Source organism: Rhizobium sp. SEMIA4064 (assembly GCF_003025035.1).
Classification (GTDB): domain Bacteria; phylum Pseudomonadota; class Alphaproteobacteria; order Rhizobiales; family Rhizobiaceae; genus Rhizobium; species Rhizobium paranaense.
Map to the genome: position 1 here is coordinate 1 of NZ_PYJN01000011.1, position 19,527 is coordinate 19,527.

General features: G+C 60.6%; 11 protein-coding genes and 1 pseudogene. 3 read left to right on the forward strand and 9 right to left on the reverse strand.

Annotated elements, in window-relative coordinates:
- Nucleotides 1-622: sensor histidine kinase (locus tag C9E91_RS06260; RefSeq protein ID WP_146143981.1), on the forward strand; the 622-nt coding region annotated here is incomplete at its 5' end.
- A gap of 133 nt (nucleotides 623-755) precedes the next feature.
- Nucleotides 756-3,713, forward strand: a complete 2,958-nt coding sequence (locus C9E91_RS06265; protein WP_107107508.1) for a bifunctional [glutamine synthetase] adenylyltransferase/[glutamine synthetase]-adenylyl-L-tyrosine phosphorylase — start codon at nucleotides 756-758, stop codon at nucleotides 3,711-3,713.
- 1 nt (nucleotide 3,714) lies between these two features.
- Here the strand turns inward: C9E91_RS06265 and C9E91_RS06270 are convergent, their stop codons facing one another.
- The 4 genes and pseudogenes from C9E91_RS06270 to C9E91_RS06285 form a co-directional block, all read right to left on the reverse strand.
- Nucleotides 3,715-6,030, reverse strand: a complete 2,316-nt coding sequence (locus C9E91_RS06270; RefSeq protein WP_107107509.1) for a PAS domain-containing sensor histidine kinase — start codon at nucleotides 6,028-6,030, stop codon at nucleotides 3,715-3,717.
- Nucleotides 6,031-6,260: 230 nt separating this feature from the next.
- Entirely contained in the window at nucleotides 6,261-8,909 is a 2,649-nt protein-coding gene (pepN, locus tag C9E91_RS06275) for an aminopeptidase N (protein WP_107107510.1), read from the reverse strand.
- A gap of 125 nt (nucleotides 8,910-9,034) precedes the next feature.
- A pseudogene (locus C9E91_RS20095) lies at nucleotides 9,035-9,229 on the reverse strand (hypothetical protein); the annotation flags it as partial.
- Nucleotides 9,230-9,281: 52 nt separating this feature from the next.
- On the reverse strand, nucleotides 9,282-10,523 hold the full coding sequence (locus C9E91_RS06285) for an MFS transporter (RefSeq protein WP_107107511.1): 1,242 nt from the start codon (nucleotides 10,521-10,523) through the stop codon (nucleotides 9,282-9,284).
- A 335-nt stretch (nucleotides 10,524-10,858) separates the two neighbouring features.
- Here C9E91_RS06285 and C9E91_RS06290 point away from each other — a divergent pair, with 335 nt between their 5' ends.
- The gene (locus tag C9E91_RS06290; RefSeq protein ID WP_107107512.1) at nucleotides 10,859-11,734 is read left to right on the forward strand and encodes a hypothetical protein; all 876 of its coding nucleotides are present in this window, start codon (nucleotides 10,859-10,861) and stop codon (nucleotides 11,732-11,734) included.
- A gap of 274 nt (nucleotides 11,735-12,008) precedes the next feature.
- Here the strand turns inward: C9E91_RS06290 and C9E91_RS06295 are convergent, their stop codons facing one another.
- From C9E91_RS06295 to C9E91_RS06315, 5 genes are all read right to left on the reverse strand, one after another.
- Nucleotides 12,009-12,200: a hypothetical protein gene (locus C9E91_RS06295; RefSeq protein ID WP_107107513.1), complete on the reverse strand. Its 192-nt coding sequence runs from the start codon at nucleotides 12,198-12,200 to the stop codon at nucleotides 12,009-12,011.
- Nucleotides 12,201-12,342: 142 nt separating this feature from the next.
- A complete protein-coding gene (locus tag C9E91_RS06300) occupies nucleotides 12,343-13,230 on the reverse strand; it encodes a uracil-DNA glycosylase (RefSeq protein ID WP_107107514.1) in 888 nt (295 codons plus the stop codon).
- A gap of 55 nt (nucleotides 13,231-13,285) precedes the next feature.
- Complete coding sequence (locus tag C9E91_RS06305; RefSeq protein WP_107107515.1) at nucleotides 13,286-14,575, reverse strand: Hsp70 family protein; 1,290 nt, start codon at nucleotides 14,573-14,575, stop codon at nucleotides 13,286-13,288.
- Between the two features lie 238 nt (nucleotides 14,576-14,813).
- Entirely contained in the window at nucleotides 14,814-17,933 is a 3,120-nt protein-coding gene (locus C9E91_RS06310) for an efflux RND transporter permease subunit (RefSeq protein ID WP_107107516.1), read from the reverse strand.
- Nucleotides 17,930-19,174: an efflux RND transporter periplasmic adaptor subunit gene (locus C9E91_RS06315; RefSeq protein WP_107107517.1), complete on the reverse strand. Its 1,245-nt coding sequence runs from the start codon at nucleotides 19,172-19,174 to the stop codon at nucleotides 17,930-17,932. Before C9E91_RS06315 ends, C9E91_RS06310 begins: the two co-directional genes overlap by 4 nt.
- Nucleotides 19,175-19,527: the final 353 nt, after the last annotated feature.

Sequence of the window (19,527 nt, forward strand, 5' to 3'; positions counted from 1 at the left end):
GGCGGACGCACTCGACAATGCCGACAGCGAAGGTCGCCGTGTCGCGCTGGAGGGCATTATCGGCGAGTCCGACCAGTTGATCCGCACGTTCAATGCGCTGCTGATGATCTCCCGCGTCGAAGCCGGTTCCGTCGCCGCCGAAATGACCGGCGTCGACCTCTCCACCATCGTCGCGGACACTGCCGAGCTTTATGAGCCTGTGGCCGAGGAGGCGGGTCTGGCGCTGACGACCGATATCGAGCCCGACGTGGAGGTGCAGGGCAATCGCGAGCTGATCGGCCAGGCGATCTTCAATCTGATCGACAACGCCGTCAAATATGCCTCGGGCTGTCCCGGCAAGCAGGCGGTGGTGTTGAAACTCTCGCGTACGCCGGGTGCCGTGCACCTCGCCGTCGCGGACCACGGTCCGGGCATTCCTGCCCACCAGCGGACGGAAGTGATCAAACGCTTCTTCCGTCTGGATGAGAGCCGCTCCAAGCCCGGCACCGGCCTGGGCCTTGCCCTGGTGGAAGCGGTGATGGAGCTGCATGGCGGCCGGCTGGAACTTTCCGATACCGACCCGACCAGCCCCGACGCCCGCGGCTTGACGGTAACCATGATCTTCCCCACGCAGGAACAATAGATTAATCCTGCCCTACCGGATTGCTTCATCATGATCTCTATATCGGCTTCCGATTTTAGAGATCATGCACGATTCAAGATGTTACTGCGTGCCTTACGTCCGATCGGACGCGGCGCCGTAGGAGGAGAGCTGGATGACGACGGAAAGCGATTTTCTGCAGGATGTTCCGCCCGGGCGGCTTCGCCCGCTCAATCAGACGGAGCTGAAAGCGACGCTCGCCGACCTCAAGGACATCGCCGCAGCGGAACCGGCAATTGCCGCGCTTCTCGGAGGGGACAGTCCCTTACGCGATTTCATCTCCGCCGCATTGACGCTCTCACCCTATCTGCGCGAAACGGCCAATCTCGACCCGAAGCTTCTTGTCTCAGCCATCAGCAAACCGCTGTCACCGCAGATAGAGGCCCTGGTGGCCGAGGCCTGCCGTGCCTGGCTGCCGGCACAGGACGGTGCATCGTCGCCTGCGGAATCCGAGGTCATGAGCCGTTTGCGCATCGCCAAACGCCGCGCCTCCTTCCTGATCGCGCTTGCCGATCTCGCCCGCATTTTCGACGGAAGAACGACGACGCGCTGGCTGAGCGCCCTTGCCGAAGCCTCGATTTCGGCAGCGATCGACCATCTGCTCCTGTCGTCGCACGAGGCCGGCAAGATCGTGGTCCGCGACCCTTCGACGCCGAGCCGCGGCTCTGGCCTCATCGTGCTCGGCATGGGCAAGCTGGGCGCCGAGGAGCTGAACTATTCCTCCGATATCGACCTTGTCGTTTTCTTCGACGAAATGGCAGGCATCGTTCCCAATCCCGACGATGCGATCGACATCTTCCCGCGGCTGATGCGCCGGCTGGTGCGCATCCTGCAGGAGCGCACTGCCGATGGCTACGTCTTCCGAACCGATCTTCGTCTGCGCCCCGATCCGGGTTCCACGCCGCTTGCCATCCCCGTTGATGCGGCAATGATCTATTACGAGGGCCGGGGGCAGAACTGGGAGCGTGCCGCCTTCATCAAGGCGCGCGCCGTCGGCGGGGATATTGCGGCCGGTCAGGTCTTCATCCGAGACCTCGTGCCCTTCGTCTTCCGCAAATATCTCGACTACGCGGCGATATCGGATATCCATTCCATCAAGCGGCAGATCCATGCGCACAAGGGTCATGGCGCGATCGCGGTCAAGGGCCACAATGTCAAGCTCGGCCGCGGCGGCATCCGCGAGATCGAGTTCTTCGTCCAGACGCAGCAGTTGATCGCCGGCGGCCGCATGCCGGCGCTGCGTGGCCGTGCCACCGAGGGAACATTGGCGGAGCTGACCAAGGCGAAGTGGATCGACGCGGAAACGCGCGACGAACTGACGGAGGCCTACTGGTTTCTGCGCGATGTCGAGCACCGCATCCAGATGGTGCGGGACGAGCAGACACATCTGCTTCCCGAAACGGATGCCGAGCTGAAGCGCATCGCCTTCCTGATGGGCTTCTCCGATCTGTCCAGCTTTTCCGAGGCGTTGGTTGCCACGCTGAAGACGGTGGAGCGGCGCTATGCCCGTCTGTTCGAGCAGGAGACCAAGCTTTCGACCGGGACCGGCAACCTCGTGTTCACCGGTCAGGGCGATGATCCCGATACGCTGAAGACACTGCACCGCCTCGGCTTCGAGCGTCCCTCCGATATCTCCCATGTCATCCGCACATGGCACTATGGACGCTATCGGGCCACGCAATCGGTGGAGGCGCGCGAGCGATTGACCGAATTGACGCCGGAATTGCTGCGCGTGTTCGGCGAAAGCAAGCGGGCAGACGAGGCGCTGCTGCGCTTCGACAGTTTCATCTCGGGTCTGCCGGCGGGCATCCAGCTTTTTTCGCTGCTGAGCACCAATCCGGCGCTGCTTTCGCTCATCGTCAACATCATGTCATCGGCGCCGCGACTTGCGGAAATCATCGCCGCCAAGCCGCATGTCTTCGATGGCATGCTGGACCCCGGCCTGATGGCGGAGCTGCCGACGCGCGATTACTTGGCCGAACGGATCAACAGCTTTCTGGCGCCGGCGGGGCATTACGAGGAGGTGCTGGACCGGCTGCGCATCTTCGCCTCGGAGCAGCGCTTCCTGATCGGCATCCGTCTGCTGACGGGTGCTATCGCCGGCGCCATGGCCGCCCGTGCCTTCACCTATCTTGCCGATCTGATCGTGGAAGCGGCGTTGAAGGCGGTGATGAAGGAAATCCAGGCTGTCCATGGCGATTATCCTGGCGGCCGCGTGGCGGTTGTCGGCATGGGGAAGCTCGGCAGCTTTGAACTCACCGCCGGTTCGGATATCGATATTATCCTGCTTTACGACTATGACGATGACGCCAGCGAATCCATCGGGCCGAAGCCGCTCGACGCGACGCGCTACTTTACCCGCATCACCCAACGGCTGATGGCCGCACTCTCCGCGCCGACGGCAGAGGGCGTGCTCTACGAAGTCGACATGCGCCTGCGCCCATCCGGCAATAAGGGCCCGGTCGCAACGCGCATCAACTCCTTCGAGAAATATCAGCGCGGGGAGGCCTGGACCTGGGAGCATATGGCGCTATCGCGCGCTCGCCTGATCTGCGGCGATGAGGACCTCGTGCTGAATGCGGAGCGGATCATCGGCGAGGTGCTTTCGGCCAAGCGCGATATTCCGAAGATCGCCAAGGATGTCACCGAGATGCGGGGCTTGATCGAAGAGGAAAAGCCACCTGTGAGCATTTGGGACTTGAAGCTCATCCCCGGCGGCCTGATCGATATCGAATTCATCGCGCAATATCTGCGGCTGATCGCGCCCGCCCGGGGCGTGGGCATCGACGCCAATGGCCTCAGCACCGGCGAGGCGCTGAAACTGCTCGGCGGCAGCTTGATGGACCGCAACGATCTCGACCTCGCCCTGGAGGCGCTGCATCTTTATACCGAACTGTCGCAGTTGATCCGGCTCTGCGTCGACGGACCGTTCGATCCGGAGAAGGCCCCTTCCGGGCTGATCGAGCTGGTTTGCCGCGCCGGCGATTGCCCCGATATCAAGACGCTGGAAGCGGAACTCAAGCGGCTTTCGAAAGCGGTGCGTAAAGTTTTCCAATCGGTTGTGAAGGCGTAGCTCAGCTCCGATCAGGAATTCGAATGGCAATCACGGTGCCGATGCCCTCGCGTGAGCGGATGCGCATGCGGCCGCGATGCAGGGTCGTCAGCGACCGTGAAATGGCAAGCCCGAGGCCCGAGCCCCCTTTGCTCTTGGCATATTGATTTTGCACCTGCTCGAACGGCTGACCGATTTTGCCGAGTGCCGACTTTGGAATGCCGATGCCGGTATCGGCGATCGTCAGCGTCACCGCGTCATCGACCTTGCGTGTGCGCACCGCGATGCGCCCGCCGTCATTGGTGAACTTGACGGCATTGGAGAGGAGGTTGAGAAGAATCTGCTTCATGGCGCGGCGATCTGCCGTCAGCTTGATGCCGGAGGAGATGCGCTGTTCGACGAGGATGTTCTTGTAGGCGGCCGGAATAGCGGTAAAGCGCAGGCATTCCTCGATCAATGGTGCAAGATCGATCCGCTCGCAGGAGAGCTTGAGGTGGCCGGCCTCGATCTTCGACATGTCGAGAATGTCATTGATGACGTTCAGCAGATGCTTGCCGCTGTCGTGGATATCCTTGGCATATTCATTGTATTTCGCGGAGCCCAGCGGGCCGAACATCTGATCCTGCAGGATTTCCGAGAAACCGAGGATGGCGTTGAGCGGCGTGCGCAGCTCATGCGACATGTTGGCGAGGAATTCGGATTTGGCCTTGTTGGCGGCTTCGGCGCGTTCCTTTTCCGCGAGATAATTGGTGTTGGCGGTCGAAAGCTCCGCCTTCTGCCGCTCGAGGGTTTGCCGGGAGGCGGAAAGATCGTTGATGGTTGCCATCAACCGGCGCTCGGACTCGCGCAGACGCTCCTGGTTGCGCTTCAACTGCGTGATGTCGGTGCCGACGGAAACGAGGCCGCCGTCACGGGTGCGGCGTTCGTTGATCTGCAGCCAGCGCTCGTCGGCAAGCTGCACTTCCGTCGTTTGCGAGTGGTTGGAGCGGCCGGGATCGACAATGCGACGCTCGATGACCGGGCGGGCCGCGGCGGCGTTGACGACGGCACGTTCGGTGCCTGGCACCAGCACATTGTCCGGCAGGCCGTAAGCTTGCTGGAAGTGGCCATTGCACATGACCAGGCGGTCGTTCTTGTCCCAGAGTACGAAAGCTTCCGAAGTGCATTCGATCGCATCGGCCAAACGCTGGTCGGCCTCGGCATAGCGCTGCGCCAGCCGATGCTGTTCGGTGACGTCCATGGCGATGCCGATCATGTGGACATGACCGGAATTGGTGCGGATGACCTGGGCGCGGGCACGCATCCAGACATAGTGTCCCTTAGCGTGACGAATCCGCAGGATCTGATCGACCTGGCCGGCGGTGCCGCGGGTGACCGATCGTGCCAGCACATGCAGGCTGTTGTCATCCGGATGCATCATCCGGGCTGCATCGACGAAGGACAGCGGCCGATCGGCGGCCGGCAGGCCGAGCATGTCGTACATCGACCGCGACCAGAAGAATTCGCGGCTGGCGAAATCGAAATCCCAGAGACCGCAGCGTCCGCGCGACAGGGCGGTTTCGACGCGCAGATTGGATTCGAGGAAGATCTCATCGGCATCGCGTGCCCGTTTCACCTGGGTATAATAGGCGTAGAGAATGACGAGCAGGATGGAGGAAATGCCCGCAAAGAGCGTGACATTGAGCGTCAGCTCATCGCGCCAGAGCTTGTCGATCTGGTCCATTGAGGCGGCCGAGAGGACGAAATCGCCCTTGTCTCCGATTAAAGAAATCGCCGCATAGAAGGGCGCGCCGTCGATCATCGTCTCGATCACACCAGCATGGTCGCCAAAACTTCTGATTGTCGAAACCTCGGGGAAGAAATCCGAGATCGTCAGGCCGATATAGGGAGAGCCGGCGGCCGACGAGCCGAAGACACGGCCGCTCGCCTGCACCAGCAGGATGAATGCGCCGGTGTCGAGCCGGTCCTGCGGAAGGTAAGCCGCGAGTTTCTTTTCAGCGCCGTTTCGGTCGCCGGACTGGAAGAGGCTGGCATCGTTGGAGAAGGCTGCGGACGCCGCGGCGATGGACAGTGACGTCGCCTGGCGAGCGGCCGCGGTCATCCGCCCATGCTCCATCATCATGCCGAAGAAATGCGAGGCGGCGACGACCATCAGAAAGGAGACGATGAGGACGGGGATCACCCGCTTGAGTATATGTTCCGCCTGCGGAAAACGGCGCGAAACTGTCTCCGCCCGTACGCCCGCTCGATCGGTAACGCCGCTATGCCAGGATTTCAGACCGTCGAAATTAACACGCAGCCGTCCATCGGCCGCGGTTGCCCGCCGCACGTCCACCATCGCTCTAGCCTTGTCCCTCGTGTGATTCGCAGCGCCGCTCGCCCGAATCTACCCTAATGAATCACTCGTGATTCGCCTTGTCCAGAGGGCAGGGTAAAACTTTCTTAACCATATGCGATTTCGTGCTTTTTTGTACTCGCAATGGTAAGCCGCGGCTACAAGGGACTCGTTCCGGCTGAAAAAGGCGGGCTCAAATCACCCGCCTCGATCTCGCAAGAGCAAGCAAAAATTCATTCCTTGAGGATGCGGTCCACAATATCACGAACATCCGTCGAAAGGCTGCCGGCGCGTTCGATTTGCATCAAGGCGGAGCGGGCGTGATCGGCGCGCACTAGCTCCAGCAAGCGCCAGGAGCGCATGGAGGTCAGGATGCGGGCAGCCAACTGCGGGTTGCGCTGGTCGATGTCGAGGATTTGCTCTGCGAGGAAGCGATAGCCGGCTCCATCCGCACGACCGAAGCCGGTGGGATTGGCAAAGGCGAAGGTGCCGACGAGGGCGCGCATGCGGTTCGGATTGGTGCGCTTGAAAAGCGGCGTTTCCATCAGGCCCTGGATGCGCTCCAAGGTCGCGGCGCCAGGGATAGCCGCCTGAATGGCAAGCCACTTGTCGATGACCAGCGCGTTCTCTGCGAAGCGATCGTGGAAGCCCTGGAGGGCTGCCTTGGCTTCCGCCGACTCCGGAAACCGGTGGGCAAGGATCGTCAGGGCAGCACTGAGGTCGGTCATGTTATTCGCCGCGTCAAAGGCTGCTTTGGCGCGAGCCGGCGCGTTGTCCGACTGCGACAGATAGGTGAGCGCGGCATTCCGCAAGGCTCTCCGTCCGGCGCTGGCGGCATCCGGACTGAAGGGGTCCGATGTCTGCATGTTGTCATAGAGGGCGGCGAAGACGCTTCTCCCGGCTTCGGCAACCAGTGCGAGGATCGCCTGACGGCCGGCGTGGATTGCGTCCGGATCATTATTGCCGCCGAGTTCGCGGGCAATGTCGGCCTCACTCGGCAGGGCGAGCGCCTGGGCGCGGAAAGCGGGCTCCAGGCTCTCATCATTTGCAGCCGCCAAAAGCGCGTCGACGAAGGCTGCGTCGCAAGTGATCGGATTACCCTGCCGCGCGTCGCGGGCAGCCTGCAGCAGGTTGGGCAGGCCAAGGTCGATCAGCGCCTGCCAGCGGGCGAAATGGTCGGTTTCGTAGCGAGCGATCAGCGCCAGGTCCTTGGCGCTCTGGCTGAGCTGAAGATTGATCGGCGTCGAGAAGCTGCGGTTCAGCGACAGCACCGGCCGGGAAGGAATGCCGTGGAAGACGGCCGTCTGCGTCCGCGCAGTCAGGTGCAGGACATCGTCGGTCAGTTCCGCGTCGGTCACCGATGTCGGCGTCAACAATGCCCCGTCCGCGGCGAAAAGCGCTGTGCGTAGCGGAATATGCATGGGCTCCTTGGTCGCCTGGCCGGGAGTGGCCGGGACCATCTGCTCGAGTGAAAGAGCGAAGGTCTTGGCTGCCGCGTCATAGGTGCCCGAAGCGGTCACCAGCGGCGTGCCAGCCTGATGATACCAGAGCGAGAACTGCGTCAGGTCGCGCCCGCTCGCATCCTCGAAACATTTGATGAAGTCCTCAATCGTCACAGCTTGGCCGTCGTGGCGGTCGAAATAGAGATCCATGCCCTTCTTGAACAGATCGCGGCCGAGGAGCGTGGCGATCATGCGAGTGACTTCGCTGCCCTTCTCGTAGACCGTCGTCGTATAGAAGTTGTTGATTTCGCGGTATTTCGTCGGGCGAACCGGATGAGCAAGCGGCCCGCTGTCTTCCGGAAACTGCTCCGATTTCAGATGGCGGACTTCGGCGATGCGCTTGACCGGCCGCGAACGCTGATCGGCGGAAAATTCGTGGTCGCGATAGACCGTCAAGCCTTCCTTGAGGCAGAGCTGGAACCAGTCGCGGCAGGTAATGCGATTGCCGGTCCAATTGTGGAAATATTCATGCGCGATGATCGCCTCGATATTGGCATAGTCGGCATCGGTAGCGATTTCCGGATCAGCCAGCACGTATTTGTCGTTGAAGACGTTGAGGCCCTTGTTCTCCATCGCCCCCATGTTGAAATCGGAGACGGCGACGATCATGAAGATGTCGAGATCGTATTCGCGGCCGAACCGCTCCTCATCCCACTTCATCGAGCGCTTCAGCGCGTCCATGGCATAGGCTGCGCGTGGCTCCTTGCCGTGTTCGACATAGATCTTCAGCGCCACTTCACGGTCGGACATCGTGACGAACGTGTCCTCAACCACGCCGAGATCGCCGGCAACGAGCGCGAAGAGATAGCTCGGCTTCGGATGCGGATCGAACCAGGCGGCGAAATGCTTGCCTTCGCCATAGCCGGCACCGCCAAGGAAATTGCCGTTCGACAACAGCAGCGGATTGGCGGCTTTGTCGGCGATGATGTTGACCGTGTAGGGAGCAAGGACGTCGGGGCGATCGGGGAAATAGGTGATGCGGCGGAAGCCCTCGGCTTCGCACTGGGTGCAATAGATGCCGCCGCTGCGGTAAAGCCCCATCAATTGCGTGTTGGCTTCGGGGTTGATGATGGTCGTGATCGTCAGCTCGAAGGGCGTGCTCTCTGGCAAGTCGCGAACTGTCAGGCTTTCCGCCGTCGCCTCGAATTGCCCGGCCGGAACGTCGACCTGATCGAGCAGCAGCCCGGAAAGGCTGAGATCGTCGCCATCGAGCACAAGCGGTGCCTTGGGGTCGGTACCTTCGCGGCGATGGAAGATCAGCCGCGCTTCGACCTTGGTCTCGGTCGGATGCAGATCGAAGGTAAGGTCCACGCGTTCCAGAACGAAGTCGGTGGGACGATAGTCTGCCAGATGGACGATCTGGCCGGTGTCTGTTCGCATGGTCTATCCTGATCAGGCTTATACTGCGGCGGGCGGCGTTGATCCGAAGCAGCGCTCCGGAAGCAAATCCGCGCGCATCATTACATCGAAATCTGAACCAAAGTTAAAGTCATATCGTGGCGCCGCTACAATTCGTGATGGCGAGCAAAGTATTTGATCGGGAAGGCCACGTTTGATTTCAGGTTGAACGCCGCCTTGATCGCGTCGTCGGCTTCCGTTTGCTCTGCGACGACACCATACCATCCAAGCCCATCATGGTCTTCACAACCGAGCGTCTTGGCACAAGCGACGATGGTGTCGTTATTGTCGTAGTAGCTACCCGCGTTATGCGATCGTCCTTGGTTCGGCTCCTGGCCGACAGATCCGAGGCGATCAGTCGGCCGTCGACTGCATCGTGCGGACCGTCGATTCGCTGCTGCCACGGACGGGCAGAGATATGGACTGGAAGTCCGTCTTTTCGACGCGTCCCTCGTTCGGCTTGCGCATGGCGATGCGCCAGCCGGCATAGCCGGCATAGAGCGCAAAGGCGAGAGCCAGGAACCAGAGAAGGCCGGATGGGCCGGCAACTTCCATCATCGCGCCGCCGACCAGCGGCCCGGAGACCGTGCCGAGTCCATAAAGCAGCATGATGCCGCTGGAGATGGTGACATATTCATCCGGCGCTGCGCGGTCGTTGGCATGGGCGACATTGAGCGCATAGATCGGATAGAGCACGGTGCCGATGAAGAAGCCGGCGATATAGAGCGTCAACTGCGCATGCACGTCGAACAAGGTCATGATGGCACAGGCGAGGACGCCGACGACGCCGCAGACGATCATCACGTAGCGACGGTCCATCAGGTCCGATATGCGACCGATCGGCATTTGCGATACTGCACCGCCGGCGAGCACGCAGGCAAGCAGCGTCGCACCCTCGGCCGTGTTCATGCCGACATTCTGGGTATAGACGCCGCCAAGGCTGCTCCATGTGCCGGAAAGAGCGCCCGACAGCAGCGAACCGACGAAGGCGATCGGCGATAGCCGATAAAGTTTCGGCAGGTCGAACTTGGCCTGATGAATCGGCGTCGGCGACTTGGCGGTCGATAGCGCCGTCGGCAGCATCGCGAGCGCGAAGATGACGCCGCAGAGAATGAAAAGCGAGGTATTGCTGGGATCGCCGAGCGGCACCAGATATTGCCCACCGATCGAGCCGACTAGGCAGGTGATCATATAGACCGAGAAGATCGTCGCGCGATTGTCGTTGGTGACCCGCTCGTTCAACCAGCTTTCGATGATAAGATAGGCGCCGGCGATGCCGAAGCCGCTGATGCAGCGGAAAACCAGCCAGGCGCGCCAATCGACCATCAATGCGCACAGCAGAATGCCGATGCTGAGAAGTGAGATCAGGGCGCCGAAGACGCGCACATGTCCCACCCGCTGCACGAAGCGCGGCGTGACGATGCAGGATATGGTGAAGCCGAAGGTGTAACCAGTCGCGATCACCGAAATGGTGAAAGTCGACCAGCCTTCCGCCACGGAGCGGATCGGGACGACGAAGTTCATCAAGCCATAGCCGACCATCATCAACAGCGTTGACAACATCAGACTGGCGATCGAGACGAGGCTGGCCAGCATTGAAGCGGGATTCCGGTCGATTGGTTAAAGCAGATGCGCGTCGTGAAAGCGCATCTTGCTCTAACCCAGCAACGATGCGCGATCAATCGCGACGGCATATGGCGCGGTTGGTTGATCTGTGGCCCACCTCGCAAGTTAGTCTAAAAAAGATGATGGTGAAAGAATGGTTTTAAAGTTAAATTATTTGTTTAACTTCTTGTGATAACAGTGTTTTCACATAACTATAGCATGCTATCTGATGTCGGAGCTGCGATCTGAAGCCGCAGATTTATTCAAAAAAATGAGAACAATTCCTTCCGATCGGTCTTTTAGAAGGGCGCCATAAGGAGGCCCGATTGAGCTTTTCCGTCGAGCAACTTGCTTGCCATCCCAAATTCGTATCCTCCCTGCGTTTTTTAGCGGAGGCTTTGCGGGATCGCTACGACAGCGGACCGCGGATCGCACGCCTGTTGGCCTCGCATCAGCGCTGGCTCTTGACCCAGACGGCCTATGCGCTTCATCTCGAATATGATCCTGCCGTTCCCGGTTCGGGCCTCACCGTTGTCAAGCTTCGCGACGTGATCACTCAATACCGCGTCGCAAGCCGCAACACCGTGTTGAGCTATGTCGAGGAACTGCTGACGTATCGCTTCCTCGTTCCTGTCCCTGGCGTTGTCAAACGTCCGCGCCGCTATGGGCCGGCCGAAGTCAGTCACACCGCGATGATCAGTTGGTATCTTGCCAATCTCGCCGCACTCGATCTGCTCGATGACGGCAACCGCGCCGCCACATTGGCCACTCATCCGGAGCTGATCGATCTGGCGCAGCCGCGTATGGCGCGCCGCTGCCTGGAAACGACAGCCTGGCGGGAGCCGCCGGAGCGCGTCGGCCTGTTTCTCTGGACGGAAGCCGGGGGACTGGTGATGGACCATCTCGTCTCTCGGCTGGATATGAGCACCGAAGTGGATGGACGCGTCAATCTTGGCCGCATCGATACACGGGCAATCGCCGCACAGTTCATGATGTCGCGCACCCATCTACAGCGCCTTTTGCGCAAGGCCGTCGATGGTGGCAGTTTGGGCTGGTACGACGAATCGAAAAAGACTCACCTTTGGATGTCCCGCGACTTTCTTGACGAATATTGCCGCTGGCAGGCCGAGAAACTCGCTACTGTGGATGAAGCGTTTGCATGGGCGCAATCGGCAGCCGCGTGTGCGGTTTCAGAGCAGTGAGCCAAATAAAAACGCCGAGCTGGGCCCGGCGCTGTTCTTCATGAAAATCTCTTATGAAATCCGAAACAAAAAGGGGCGGGATCATCGATCCCACCCTTTTCAAACCTATAAGGGGATGCCGGCAGCCGCCGCACGCGCGCGGCTGATTTCGCTTTTGTCAGCCGTGCGCAGGCCACGCGAGCGCTCGAATTCCTCGGCTGCGCGCACGGCGGAGCCGATATGCCCGACGGAGTCGAGAAGGGTGAAAAAAGAGCGCAAGCCTAGAGACACGGTATCAGTACTCACGAAAGTCGGCAAATATAGCGGTCGGGCGAGCAACGCGAGCAGAGAGGCCGGTGCCGCGAGCAGTCATTTGCTCATTAGCGGCAATGCCGAGGCTGCGATGGCCGTTGGTGGCGCGCACAGGTACGATGACGCGGCGCAGGGTATCAAACCCGCTATGGATAGGACGGAAACGAGCAGTCATGGCCTTGGTTCCTTTCAAATTTCCTCCCAAGACACATCGCATATATTGCAATGCAGCATTGATTCTGCAATGCACAAGGCTGGAACACTGCCATGCAAATAACGCATGGCAAGTTTCATCTTCCGTTAACACTGATGAAAAATTAGCCTGAAACTTCGGCAGTGATGCGATTTTTGAAGGTCAAAAGATCATTCCAGGCCAATCGCTTGTTGATTGGAGCCGTCAGCAATTCCTGAGGGTGGAGGCTGGCAATCGCTGGTATCGTTCGGCCGGCGATCGTGACGTCCCGCCATTGCCCGCGCAGGCCGTGAATCGTTTCGTTGCTTTCGAAGAAGTGCCGAGCGGTGAAATTGCCGAGCAGCAGCAGGGCTTTCGGCTCCGCCAGCGCGATCTGCCGTTCGATGAAGGGGCGGCAGATCTCGACTTCCGGCGCCGACGGCGCACGGTTCCCCGGCGGGCGCCACGGAATGACATTGGTGAGCAGGATTCCGTCACGCTGCAGGCCGATGGCGCCCAGCATCTTGTCGAGCAATTGTCCGGTTCGTCCGGCAAAGGGTAGGCCTTCGCGGTCGTCGTCGGCGCTGGGCATCGGGCCGATCACCATCATACGGCCCTCGGCGCTGCCGCTGGCGAAGATGGTCGAGCGTGCGCTGTTTTTCAGGTTGCAGCCGTTGAAGGCCTCCAGTGCCGTCTTGAGTTCGCTAAGCGACCGGGCGCTTTCGGCGGCGAATCGGGCCTGTTCGACAGCTTGTTCGTCAGGGATGGCCGGCGCGCTTCGCGCCGATATCGGCGGGGCGGCCGGCTGTATGGCCTGACGACGTTCCGGCTGCGTAGCAGGCCGTGTGGCGAGCGGGGGTGCCTCGACGCGCGGCTGAACCGGCCGGGCGCCTTGGCGAGCTGCCTTCATCGCTTCGAATTCGGCAAAACGGTCAACGGCCTCCTCTTCGAGCAGCCATTCGACGCCTGCATCCGCATGAAAATGCAGAAGGGCGGCAAGTTCGGCCGGAGTGAGGTCGTTGGCGGAGATCATTGGCGAACTCTAGCCAAAGCAGCGGAAGAACGAAAGGGCAGGGTGTTCCCCACCCTCACGCCGTCCACTGGCTGATGTCGTCGCGCTCGCCGATCAAGGCGAGGCCGTGGGCGATCGACAGCAACTCGCCGCCGGTTTCGATCCGTTCCTGACCGAAGCGTTCGGTGAAGATGCGGCGCACGGCGGGCACGAAAGAGGTGCCGCCGGTGAGGAACACCTTGTCGATGGCCTCCGGCGCTGTGTTGGTGGTCGCCAGAACGTCGTCCAGCGCACCTTCGATGCGGGCGAGATCGTCGGCGATCCAGCTTTCGAAATCGCTGCGGCGCACGGTTTTGCGGCCGGCCTTGCCAAGCGGCGGGAAGTTGAATTCAGCTTCCTCGTTGGCCGAAAGCGCCATCTTCGTCGCCGACACCGCCTGATAGAGCGGATAGCCTTCGTCGTGTTCAACGAGCTCGATAAAGGTCTCGAGCTTTTCCGGCTCCAGGCAGCTGCGCACCAGCGTCTTCAGATCGGCATATTCGCGCGAGGTCTTGAAGATCGATAGCTGGTTCCAGCGGCCGAAATTGGCGTAGTAGGAGGTGGGTACTTCCAGCAGCTTGTCGAAGCTCTTGAAGAGGCTGCCCTTGCCGATGGCTGGCGAAACGATGTTGTCGATCATCCGGAAGTCGAAGTGATCGCCGGCAATGCCGACGCCGGAATGGCCGATCGGGGTCGCCGTCAGCTTTCCACCATGGGTCTCGAAGCGGATCAGTGAATAGTCCGTGGTACCGCCGCCGAAATCGGCCACCAGCACGGTCGCATCCGCTTTCAGGTGCTGGGCGAAGTAGAAGGCGGCCGCCACCGGTTCGTAGACATAATGGATTTCCGGAAAGCCGAAGCGAGACAGCGCCTCGTTATAGCGGGCCGTGGCGAGGGACGCGTCCGGGTTGGCGCCGGCAAAGTGCACCGGCCGGCCCGCGACGATGCGGCCAACATCCGCCGGCCAGCCTTCGCCGGCGTAAGCGCGCAGCCGGCGCACGAAGATCTCCATCAGATCCTCGAAGCTGTGGCGCTTCGCAAAGATCAGCGTGCCCTGGAAAAGCGCACTTGCCGCAAAGGTCTTGATCGATTGCAGAAAGCGGCAATCGCCGGGATTGTCGATGAATTGGCGGATGGCGGCATGCCCTGCCTCGACCTTCAGTGCCGCGGCACCTAGTCCCGGATCCTTCATGAAGGACAGGGCCGTACGCATGCTGTCAGCGGTGCCGGCGACGCTGGTGAAGGCGACCGATTGCGTCGCCGGGCCATCGGCCATCGCCAAAACCGTGTTCGTTGTGCCGAAGTCGAAACCAAGCGCCCGAGCCATGCCCGCACTCCCTTCTGCTGAAAATTTTTTGGAATGGGGCAACGCCCCTTATGGAACGCGAGACGCGCCCTTTCGTAAAGAGGGCGCGTCATGGCATGGCTGGACTGCAAGTGCAAGACGGAGCGCGCATTTGTTTTGCGATGATCTTGTCCGAAAAACGCTCTCAGCTTTGGCTGCGCAGTTTCGGGTTCCGGATCATGCCAAACTGAAACGGGCGCCTCGTGGCGCCCGTCTGATGTCATTCGGCCGCGATGGCGGTCGGCCTTTCTTCTTCGTGCTGGTGCTTGTCCTTGCGCTTGCCGAGACGGCCGACGAAGTCGTTCAGGCGGTTCATCTCAAGGAAGATCACCGGCGTGATGAACAGCGTCAGGATTTGCGAGACGACAAGACCGCCGACGACGGCAATGCCAAGCGGCTGGCGCAACTCCGAACTGGCGCCACCACCGATGGCGATCGGCAGCGCGCCGAGCAGGGCGCAGAAGGTCGTCATCATGATCGGACGGAAGCGGCGCACGCAGGCTTCATGGATCGCTTCCGCAGGCGATATGCCAGCGCTCGATCGAAGCGTTTCCAGCGCCACGTCGATCATCATGATCGCGTTTTTCTTCACGATACCGATTAGCATCAGCAAACCGATGAGCGCGATAATCGACAGGTCGAAGCCGAAGACCTTCAGGGCTAGCAGCGCGCCGAGAGCGGCGGCCGGCAGGCCGGAGAGGATGGTCAGCGGATGGATGAAGCTCTCATAGAGAACGCCGAGGACCACATAGATCGTCAGGACAGCGGCAAGGATCAGGTAAGGCGTGCTGCCTTGCGACTGCTGGAAGATCTGGGCGGTGCCGCCATAGGACGTGAAGACGTCCGCCGGCATGTTGATGTCCTTCTTAATCTGGTCGATCTGCGCGGTGGCGTCGCCGAGCGCTTCGCCGGCCGGCAGGTTGAAGGACACCGTGGTCGAAACGAGCTGGCCGGTCTGGTTGATGGTGACCGGGCCGGTCGTGCGTTCGACATGGGCGAAGTTCGACAGCGGCACCAGGGTGCCACTTGACGAGGCAATCTGGATTTCCTGCAGCTTCTGGTCATCCCAAGGCTTGCTAGTATCGTATTCGACGATGACGTCGTAGCTGTCGCCGGTGGACTGGATCTGAGCGGCGGCATAACCGCCGAAGCCTTCTTCCAGTGATGTGCGTAGCTGATTGTTGTTGATGCCGTAGGCCGCGGCCTTTTCGGTATCGACGACGATATTGGCCTGCAGCGCGTTGTTTTGCTCGTCCGAGGCAACGTCCGTGAAGCGCGGGTCGCGGCGCATCTCATCCTGGATCTTGTTGGCCCAGAGATTGGTCTGGTCGGCGCTCAGCGCCTGAATGACGAGCTGATACTGGCTGGCGGTCTGACGGCCGCCGAAGCGCAGGCTTTGCTGCGGCGTGATATAGGCCTTCAGGCCGGCAATCTTGCTGATACCAGCGCGCAACTCCCGCAGGGTGTTGTCAAGCGGCTCACGCTGATCCTTTGCCTTCAACTCGACATACATCGTGCCGTTGTTCAGCGGCTGGCGCACATTGCCGCCGACGATCGACATGACGTGAGCGACGGCAGAGTTCTGTTTTACGATTGCGGCGGCCTGGTTCTGCAGATCCTGCATTGCCGGATAGGAAATATCCTGCCGCGCCTGCGTCGAGATCGTCAGGCGGCCAATGTCTTCCGTCGGGAAGAAGCTTGCCGGTAGTACATTGAAGAGATACGCCGAGAGGGCGACCGAGCCGAAGAAGCTCAGCAACACCGTTCCGCGATGGCGAAGGCACCAGGCGACGCCCTTGTCATAGCCGCGCTGGGTCCAATCGAAGCCTGCGTTGAAGAGACGCACTGGATAAGGGGGCTCTCCATGGCCCGCCGACAGGCGCGAGCTGAGCATCGGGGTGACGGTGAGCGACACGATCGCGGAAGATACAATGGCGATCGCGACGACCATGCCGAATTCGTTGAAGATGCGGCCGACGACGCCGCCCATCAGCAGGATCGGAATGAACACGGCGATCAGCGAAATCGACATCGATATGATCGTATAGCTGACTTCCGCCGACCCTTTGAGCGCCGCCTGAAGCACGGGCATGCCCTCTTCGACATGGCGCAATATGTTCTCCAGCATGACGATGGCGTCGTCCACCACGAGACCGACCGCGAGGGTCAATCCGAGCAGCGAGATATTGTCGATGCTATATCCGAGAATATACATCATGCCGAAGGTCGCGATTAGCGATAGCGGCACGGCAAGGCCAGGGATGATCGTTGCCGTGACATGACCGGTGAAGAGATAGATCACCAGCACGACGAGGCCGATCGTCAGCAGCAGCGTGAATTTAACGTCCGAAATCGCGTCGCGGATCGGCTGCGCTGAATCGTTCATGACTGTTGTTTTCACCGAGGCCGGTATTTCCGCGTGTAGCTGCGGCAATTTGGCGTTTATGGCGTCGACCACATCGACCGTATTGGCATCCGGCTGGCGCTGGATGGCAAGAATGATCGCTCGCTTGCCGTCATACCAGGAACCGGCATTGGTATTTTCCACGCTGTCCTGAACGTCTGCGACATCGCTGAGGTGAATCGGCGCGCCGTTCGGGTTGGCGATAACAAGCGAACGGAACTCCGCGGCATTGGTACGCTGCGTATTCGAGTTGATGGTCATGCTCTGCGAATTGTTCTGCAGAGTGCCCACCGGAACCTGGCTGTTGGCGTTGACCAGCGCATTGTTGACAGTATCGATGCCGATGCTGCGGTCCTGCAGTTTGGCCGGATCGACTTCGACGCGTACTGCATATGTCTGGGCGCCGAACACCGTCACTTCCGCCACGCCCGGAAGCGTCGACAGCGACGGCGAGATGATGTCTTCGGCGATTTCGTCGAGCTTGCTGCGCGGCATCGTATCGCTCTGCACGGCAAGCAGCATGACCGGCGCATCGGCCGGGTTGGTCTTGCGATAGCTTGGCGGCACAGTCAGGTTGTCGGGCAACTGGCGCGTTGCATGCGAGATTGCGGCCTGGACGTCGGCGGCCGCGGCGTCGATATCGCGGTTGAGGTCGAACTGCAGCACGATGCTGGTGTTGCCGAGCGAGTTCGTCGACGAGATTTCGCTGATGCCGGGGATGGTCTCGAACTGCTTGATCAGCGGCGTCGAAACTGATGTTGCCATGGTTTGCGGCGAGGCGCCGGTCAACTGTGCGGTGACGTTGATGGTCGGAAAGTCGACCTGCGGCAGAGCCGCAACGGGCACAAGGCGATAGCCTGCCCAGCCTGCCATGACGACCCCCAAGGCCAAAAGCGTCGTCGCCACTGGCCGCCTGATACAGAAGCTGGGGATCATTGCTGCGCTCCGACAGAGATCGTTTCGGTTTTCTGACCCGACTGATCGTCAGCCGAGGCGACTTTCTGCGGCGTGGCATCGCTGAATTGCTCGACGACGCTCTGGCCGTCGTTCAACTGCACCTGTCCTTCGGTCACGACGTGGTCGCTTTCCGAAAGGCCCTTGGCGATCGCGCTGTATCCACCGTTCTGACGCGCAACGGTGACCGGTGTCATATGCACCTTGTTGTCCTTGACGACAAAGGCAAAGAAGCCGTCCGGGCCGGGGCTGACCGCAACGGTGGGCGCAACGAGAACAGGCTGGTTGTCGTTGAAATGTACGACGATGTTGACCGACTGGCCGGGCCAGAGGGCGCCGTTGGCATTGTTGAACTTCGCCTTGGCGAGGATCGTGCCGGATGCCGCATCGACCTGATTGTCATAAAAACTCATCGCGCCCTGGCGCGACTTGCCTTGTTCCGACCGGGGTACGGTGCTGACGGGAACAGTCCCGGCCTTCATCGCCTCCTCCAACTCGCGCAGGTGGCTCTCCTGCAGATGGAACTTGACGTAGATCGGATCGTATTGGGCGATCGATACGATTGCCGTGCCGGGGCTCACATAAGCGCCGACGCTGAGGGCGACATTGCCGAGACGGCCATCATAGGGCGCGCGGATTTCGGTGTGCTCGAGCAGAACCTGATCGGCCGCGAGCTGTGCCTTGTCGCCGTTGACCGTCGCAACAGCCGTATCGCGCGCTGCGACAGCCTGGTCCACCGTCTGCTGCGTGCCGGCTCCATTCAGCAGGGTCTTGGCCCGCGTCAGTGCCGCTTCTGCTTCGGTGAGCGTCGCCTGATCCTTGGCAAGCGTTGCCTGGTCCTTGTCGACCGCGGCCTGAGCCGTGCGCGGATCGAGCTTCGCGATCAGATCGCCGGCCTTGACCATGGCGCCATCCTCAGCCGCTATCGAGGTGATGATGCCGGATTCCTGTGCGGCGATCGTCGTCGTATCCTGCGCATCGGCCCAGCCGGTGGCGGTAACGTCGTTGGCGAGCGTCGTTTTCGTGACCGCCACGGTCTTGACCATTTGGGCCGCCGTCTGACGCTTGCCGTGGCCGCCGGCATCTGCTGCCTTGCTGCTATCCTCGGTCTTGGCGGATGCCCTGTCGATTAAAGCGGACATAAAGGGGATACGGTCGCGGTAGCTCCAGACTCCAAGAGCTGCGACAACGAGAAGGCCGAGAGAGAGCCAAAATTTCTTCATATTTAAAAAACCGGTCGAGGCGAGTTGCAGGAAATGCGGTGACCTTGAGGTGGATTTATTGCAGCGCGAAAAAGACGCGTTTCGCCGCAATCCATCACATCGCCGTTACCGCTAACGTTCGGTATTCTGTCCCTATAACGTGAATGGATGAACGCCAGTTCGCAGTAACCTACCACCTGTTCGACAGGGTGAAAAATTAACAGTTGGAAAGCTTTCCCGGTATGCTTTCGTTTGCAGTGCAATAAATGGCCGAAATGACTATTTTTTGATTGCCGCTATGTAATAAAAGCGGAGAAATGCTGGTCTTTTGCCTTCACCTACCCGGAAGCGGCAGGGTTAGGGCTTGGCGCCAG

Coding starts and splice junctions, on each gene's coding strand:
- C9E91_RS06265 (WP_107107508.1), top strand. CDS start 756: ATGACGACGGAAAGCGATTTTCTGCAGGATGTTCCGCCCGGGCGGCTT.
- C9E91_RS06270 (WP_107107509.1), bottom strand. CDS start 6,030: ATGGTGGACGTGCGGCGGGCAACCGCGGCCGATGGACGGCTGCGTGTT.
- pepN (WP_107107510.1), bottom strand. CDS start 8,909: ATGCGAACAGACACCGGCCAGATCGTCCATCTGGCAGACTATCGTCCC.
- C9E91_RS06285 (WP_107107511.1), bottom strand. CDS start 10,523: ATGCTGGCCAGCCTCGTCTCGATCGCCAGTCTGATGTTGTCAACGCTG.
- C9E91_RS06295 (WP_107107513.1), bottom strand. CDS start 12,200: ATGACTGCTCGTTTCCGTCCTATCCATAGCGGGTTTGATACCCTGCGC.
- C9E91_RS06300 (WP_107107514.1), bottom strand. CDS start 13,230: ATGATCTCCGCCAACGACCTCACTCCGGCCGAACTTGCCGCCCTTCTG.
- C9E91_RS06305 (WP_107107515.1), bottom strand. CDS start 14,575: ATGGCTCGGGCGCTTGGTTTCGACTTCGGCACAACGAACACGGTTTTG.
- C9E91_RS06310 (WP_107107516.1), bottom strand. CDS start 17,933: ATGATCCCCAGCTTCTGTATCAGGCGGCCAGTGGCGACGACGCTTTTG.
- C9E91_RS06315 (WP_107107517.1), bottom strand. CDS start 19,174: ATGAAGAAATTTTGGCTCTCTCTCGGCCTTCTCGTTGTCGCAGCTCTT.